Origin of the sequence: Veillonella sp. VA142, from assembly GCF_003992135.1 — a bacterium.
Lineage (GTDB): Bacteria > Bacillota > Negativicutes > Veillonellales > Veillonellaceae > F0422.
Genome location: NZ_RQVN01000038.1, coordinates 1 through 6,232 on the forward strand (window position 1 = coordinate 1; position 6,232 = coordinate 6,232).

The following is a 6,232-nucleotide window of genomic DNA, read 5'->3' on the forward strand; positions in this document are numbered from 1 at the left end:
TATACCAATGAAAAGGGTCCTTCGGGACCCTTTTGCCTATTAAAAATATAAAAAATAGAGGAAAGTTGATACTTTTTAATCAACTTTCCTCTATTTTATTTGTGGGCTATTTTGTTACAGCCCCTGTTTCTCTATCTAAGGGAACCATGATATAATAAGACATAATCTATCTCTTTGTTAGGAAATGGAAGGTGTTATAATGAATGATTGGTTGTTCTCGCTCATCAATGGTCTTGCCAACCGTAGTGTGATAGCAGATGCAGTAATGATATCAGTTTCTAAACTGGTACCATACTTATATATACTCATATTGGCGTGGTTATATGCGAAAGGTTTCCGTACAGGTAGTTTTAAGCTTCGGGCTGAAAGTTTTGCCACAGGTGTGTTATTAGTCATCTGTTTGATTGGTAGTTTTATCCTAGGCTCCATGTTCTATGAAAACCGTCCATTCGTGGATCATCCGGATGCCGTCTTAATATTAAAACATGTAGCGGATGCTAGCTTTCCAAGTGACCATGCAATAGGTACTATGGCCATTGCTTGTGGTATCTTATTTTATCATTGGAAGCAAGGTACATGGATGGTCTATGGCTCTATTTTAGTTGGATTTTCTCGCGTATTTGTAGGGAACCATTACCCTGGGGATATACTGGGGGCTTTCATTCTCGTGTGGATTTTAACAGCTATATATAATAAAACGATACGTCGTGGTGTGGTGCGATTGTATAGAGGATTAGATACACGACTTATGCGAGAGTATGTACGGCGATTCCGAAGCAGAAGAGATGTGTAGAGAGAATTTACTTAACTAACTAAATAATAAGGTTTTATCTGTAAGGCTTTCACAAAAGTGAAAGCCTTTTTGAATTTTAAGAATAACATAATATTTTGGGTGTTAATTTGATTTAACCTATATTGCTATATTATAACAGTAATGATAAAATTAACCTGTAAGGTTAATTTTTGATTATTAGGTGGTGATGCTTTGGAGATTACATATAAATCTAAAAAGTTAGAGAAAGTATGTGAAGACAAGAAAACAGCAGTAAAAACCTATGGTCCAGATATGGCAAGAAAAATAAAAATTAGAATTAATGAGATCAGAGCTTCTGACTCTATAGAAGAGATGATTCAATTTCAGATTGGAAGATGTCATGCTTTATTAGGCAATAGATTAGGTGAGTATGCGGTCGATCTTGTCCAGCCATTTAGATTAATCTTTGAAAAAGATAAGGATACGGGAGTACTTAAAATTATAAAAATTATAGATATAGTAGATTATCATTGAAATTATTAAGGAGAGGAAGAAATTATGGAAAGCAAATCATATATAGCTGTTCCTCCAGGGGAATCGATACGAGAACAATTAGATTTGCGTAATATGAGTCAAAAAGAGTTTGCATTGCGTATGAATATGTCAGAGAAACATGTAAGTAATTTATTAAATGCTAAAGTCAGTCTGACGAATGATGTAGCCAATAGATTAGAACGAGTATTGGGCGTACCAGCACGATTTTGGAACCGTTTAGAGTCCTTATATAGGGAGGACCTAGCTAAGGTAGAAACAGAAAATTTAGCAGATAAAGAGATTAATTTTATTAATAGTTTCCCATATAACGATATGGTAAAAGCTCATATGGTTGATAAGGCTACTAATCATGTGGATAGGCATATTAATTTATGTCAGTTCTTTGAAGTTGCTAATTTGAGTCTATTGGATGATACGCGTATTTTACCAATTGTTTGTCGTCAATTAGGAGATACAGATAAGGCTATGCGTGCAAAATTAGTGATAGCCCAATATGCAAAATTACAAGCAAGGGATATAAGTTTATGTCGCTATTCAAAAGAAAAGTTATTAGCATGTATTGCTTTTTTAAAACAATTTACTAAATGTGAAACATTTAGCTTTTTTGAAGAGGTTAGAACGGCTCTTTCAGAATGTGGTATAGCGTTGGTATTAGTACCTCATATTCCTAGCTCATTCTTACAAGGATTATCTTTTATAGATGATGCAAGTCAAAATATTATAGTAGGTGTTAGTTTACGACAAAAAAGAGCAGATATATTTTGGTTTACATTGTTTCATGAGCTTACCCATATTATAGAGGGAGATATTTATAAAATGGATGGTACATGTAATGATGATGAACAGAAAGCAGATTTATTAGCTAGCCAATGGTTAATCGATGGAGTAGCCTATAGGAAATTTATTAATAAAGCACAACTAAATATCGATGCGATTCAAGCCTTTGCAGATACTCAGGAGGTAGGGGTATCATTGGTGATAGGAAGACTACAAAAAGATAGGATTATAGGGTATAATCAATTTAATACATATATTGCCACATATAGTGCATAGGAGGTTTTTATGGATTTTCAAAGTTCTGCAGGTCCGAATCAATATAGTGATTCTGTGTATGAGGTAGTGTTTACGCCAGTATTGGAACGCCCAGAGTACCAAGGGGAACCATTACATTCTTTACTGTTAGAATTGTGTGAGAAAATGGGACAATCCGACTTTGATCAATATATCAATAGTTTAATTTCTATCAAATACAATGGAATGGCCTTGTGGTTAATTACAAAAAGTGAACGAAATCGTACATTAATCGAAGGTCGATTTTTACCATTATTGCGTGAAGTGTTCAAGGTAGCAGCACCAAGGATTATTTCACAACCATAGTTATATACTATTCATCTAAGGTCTGATCATAGATAATACTACCTATAGTCAGACCTTTTTGGCTATAGAATAAAATGGAGTAGTTTTCACCTGCCCCTTTTTAAGTATGTATGGTATAGGAACTAAGAACGAGACATATATCTTTGCTGCATGTGGCGACTGGTCTTATATGAGCAGATTTAATATTCTTTCAATATCTTTAATAAATGAGAAAAATTATCATTGACATAATACAAAACGTGACGTATGATAAGTATTAAGAAGTGTGTTTATGTAACCCAACAAGCAAGGAATTAATATGGAGGCATATATGAATCAACGTGGTATTGTGTTAGCAACATTTGGTTCCATCTATGGAGATGCAGTGGAAGCATCGGTAGGTGCTATGGAACGACGGATTACAGAAATGTATCCTGGTGTGGAAGTGCGTCGTGTGTTTTTATCGGATGCATTAGTAGATAAATGGAATGAAAAATATGATGCACATGTATATACATTACATGGGGCTATTGAAAGTTTAGCCAGTACAGGAGTAACGGATATTTTTGTACAGCCATTCGCCCTTGTGTGGGACCAATGTTATGTACAAATGCGCAAAGAAGTGATGAAAGAAGCCAACGATAGAGGAATGCGTGCTACGGTGGGTAAACCATTGTTGAACTCCTTAGGGGTGAAGAACTATGCTGATGATTACTCTGATACCATAGAAGCCATTATTAAACATATCAATATTCGTGCCTTAAATAAAACTGTATTATTAATGGCAAATGGTCAAAATCAATTAGAATACAGTGCGCTACAATTAAAATGCTTGTACGGTGCGGGGCAAAACGTAGTGGTATTCACTGCTAATGGATTCCCTAACTTCAAACAAGCCTTAACATTGTTAGAACGTTTAGATCATCAAGAAGTATTGGTGGTGCCATTGGCGTTGATCGGATCCGCTCATTTGATGGACTACTTAGGAGGAGAACGTTCAGACTCCATTGCAACCTTGTTGAGCCAACAAGGTTATGGCGTGTCTATCTGGAATGAAGGTTTAGGAGAAAACCCGTATATCCAAGAATTATTTGTGAAACACTTGTCTCAAGTCATTCGCAGTGCAGAACGTCGCACCATGCGTCAACGTGAAACAGGAGAAGGCAAACCAGTTGTGAAACATGGGGCTTTTAGAACAGCATAATAGAATGTAAACTATCGCATATCATGATACGTCATGGTATGCGATTTTTTGATTGTTACGACAATATGGGGTATAATGGAAGATAATAACAGATGAACGATGACGGTGCGCTGTCATAACAGATGCCAGTATAATGTGTAATAAGGGGAGTAGACTCATGGGACATACAAAGCTATCTAATTGGATACTTGGACTGCAGTTAGATGTAAAAGGATTACTTTGGTTCTCCGCACTATTTATGGTGTTTAGGATTGCTTTTATTGGGCTTTTTCAAGATCAACTAGGAGAAGTGGGTGCTGGTGATATTCTTGAGGCTTTATGGTTAGGATTTCGGATTAGTTTAAAAACTGCGGGATTTATCGTATTACTTAGTTTTGTATTCTCTACGATACCTGGTATATTTGGCAACTTTACCTGGTATTCTCCTTGGAAAATTCGTCGTTGGATCTACGGTATTAGTACAGCGGTATTTACCTTCTTGTTTTGCTTGCGTATACCATACTTTACGATTTTTCATGCTACTTTCAATGCTATGATTATCAACGGGGCTCATGACGACATTGGTGCCACCTTGCAAACAGGGATTTCTGAATATGGATTGCTATGGCGTGTGCCATTAGCGGTTGCATTCTGTGCTCTTATGGTCTATATCTTTATGAAAGTCTACACCAATCGTACATGGACAATACAGATACATGGTAAAGGTAAACAAATTGCTACAGCACTAGGATCCATTCTGTTGGTTGTAGCCGTGGGTATTGGGTTGCGATTTGGAGGGGCTTTCACCTATAATGGTTCCATCCATTGGGAAAATGCAGCACGGACGAAGTCTAATCTATTAAATGAAGCAATTTTAGATGATGGACAAGCCTTGAAACGAGTATCCACCATTTATGAACGGTCTAAACAAGCGAAGAAAATTACTATCACAGGGGCAGAACTTAAAGATGTTATCCAATCTGTGGGTGGTAATCCAAAGGCAAATACCATTGATGAAGCATTCACACGGACCATTACAGAAGAAAAATTACCTATTCAGCCGAATAATGTTATTTTTGTACTAGGTGAAAGCTACGGCTTATGGCCATTTTTGCCAAACTATGAAGAATTAGGTAATTACATTGTGCAAGAGGGCAAGGCGATTCAAAATTCACCAAAAGCGATGCACACGAAGTATATGCTAGCCCATGGCACAGGCACTATGCCAGCGATTAATGGATATGTTACTGGATTAGCCGATGCAGGTCTCTATCCAAATTATGAAGGGCAGTCCTATAAAGCGAAATATGGCACTGGTATTGCGCAAATGATGAAACATTTTGGGTATAAAACAGTGTTTTGGTATGGTGGATTTGGAACTTGGCAAGATGTGGAACGATTTGCTCTAGCACAAGGGTTTGACGAGTTCCATGGTGCGACTAGTTTCCCTTATGAAGGAGGCAATGCTTGGGGCGCTCCTGATGGAGATTTGTTTAAGGCCATAACCAATTATGTAAAAGGGGAACAGCCAGGTGAAAAAGTGTTCCACTTTATCATGACATCTTCGAATCATCCACCGTATTCGGTAGATTTAGCAAAAGCTGGTTTTGATGCGTCCAAAGTAATTGGCAAAGGCGATGACTCTATTAAAAAGGATGACAAAACGGTGAACGAAATCGGCCATTTTTGGTATGCAGATATGACGATGGGGAAAATGATTCATGACGTAGAGAAATTGGACCCTACTATGCTGACCTTGATTACAGGGGACCACTCTGAACGGTTTAGCTTTGCTACCCAAGTGGATATTCCTACCTTCTCGGCGATACCATTCATTGTCTATGGACAAGGTGTGAATCCTAGTTGGCTAAGTGAAAGTAGCTTCGGTAGTGCCTTACAAATTAATCCTACCTTGGCAGAACTAGTAGGTCGTAAAGGTGATACTTATATGAGCTTAATGCCAAGTCTATTTACACAACCAAAAATGGGCTTTAATCATCGCTTGTATGTGGATGCTAGCGGTATCCATGAACAAGGACAAACTATGCCAGAAGAGTATACGAAGTATATTAAGGCATTGCGGACTATAAGCGTGTGGCGGATTGTGAGAGGGAATACGGTGGAGTAGGAGGCATATATCTATGAGTTATATACGCATGATGAAAAAGTGTAATGGATAGTGACATAATGGAATTTGACAACTCATTTGAAAATTATGCCTGGTTTAAAAATAACTCCTTTAAAATAAAAAAATATAGTCCTTAAAATTGATATTAAATTACAAGTAGAAATATCAAAAAATTGCTTCTTAAATTGCAAGTAGAAATTGAACACTTTGATATAAATAATTTAACATCGTGAAAGAACCCTTAAAAGATACTTAG

6 protein-coding genes are annotated in these 6,232 nt (G+C 36.9%); all 6 read left to right on the forward strand.

Features of this window, described 5'->3' with window-relative positions; genetic code table 11:
- Nucleotides 1-199 precede the first annotated feature (199 nt).
- Entirely contained in the window at nucleotides 200-793 is a 594-nt protein-coding gene (locus tag EO117_RS08835; RefSeq protein ID WP_164727563.1) for a phosphatase PAP2 family protein, read from the forward strand.
- Nucleotides 794-985: 192 nt separating this feature from the next.
- Complete coding sequence (locus tag EO117_RS08840) at nucleotides 986-1,288, forward strand: type II toxin-antitoxin system RelE/ParE family toxin (RefSeq protein WP_126940089.1); 303 nt, start codon at nucleotides 986-988, stop codon at nucleotides 1,286-1,288.
- Between the two features lie 24 nt (nucleotides 1,289-1,312).
- On the forward strand, nucleotides 1,313-2,362 hold the full coding sequence (locus tag EO117_RS08845; RefSeq protein ID WP_126940090.1) for a helix-turn-helix domain-containing protein: 1,050 nt from the start codon (nucleotides 1,313-1,315) through the stop codon (nucleotides 2,360-2,362).
- Nucleotides 2,363-2,371: 9 nt separating this feature from the next.
- Nucleotides 2,372-2,686: a hypothetical protein gene (locus EO117_RS08850; protein WP_126940091.1), complete on the forward strand. Its 315-nt coding sequence runs from the start codon at nucleotides 2,372-2,374 to the stop codon at nucleotides 2,684-2,686.
- A 310-nt stretch (nucleotides 2,687-2,996) separates the two neighbouring features.
- Nucleotides 2,997-3,869, forward strand: a complete 873-nt coding sequence (locus EO117_RS08855; protein WP_240632616.1) for a sirohydrochlorin cobaltochelatase — start codon at nucleotides 2,997-2,999, stop codon at nucleotides 3,867-3,869.
- Between the two features lie 157 nt (nucleotides 3,870-4,026).
- Nucleotides 4,027-5,976: an LTA synthase family protein gene (locus tag EO117_RS08860; RefSeq protein ID WP_164727564.1), complete on the forward strand. Its 1,950-nt coding sequence runs from the start codon at nucleotides 4,027-4,029 to the stop codon at nucleotides 5,974-5,976.
- Nucleotides 5,977-6,232 lie beyond the last annotated feature (256 nt).

Bases quoted from the DNA above. Each gene is read 5' to 3' on its own strand.
- EO117_RS08835 (WP_164727563.1), top strand. From the start codon at position 200: ATGAATGATTGGTTGTTCTCGCTCATCAATGGTCTTGCCAACCGTAGT.
- EO117_RS08845 (WP_126940090.1), top strand. From the start codon at position 1,313: ATGGAAAGCAAATCATATATAGCTGTTCCTCCAGGGGAATCGATACGA.
- EO117_RS08850 (WP_126940091.1), top strand. From the start codon at position 2,372: ATGGATTTTCAAAGTTCTGCAGGTCCGAATCAATATAGTGATTCTGTG.
- EO117_RS08855 (WP_240632616.1), top strand. From the start codon at position 2,997: ATGAATCAACGTGGTATTGTGTTAGCAACATTTGGTTCCATCTATGGA.
- EO117_RS08860 (WP_164727564.1), top strand. From the start codon at position 4,027: ATGGGACATACAAAGCTATCTAATTGGATACTTGGACTGCAGTTAGAT.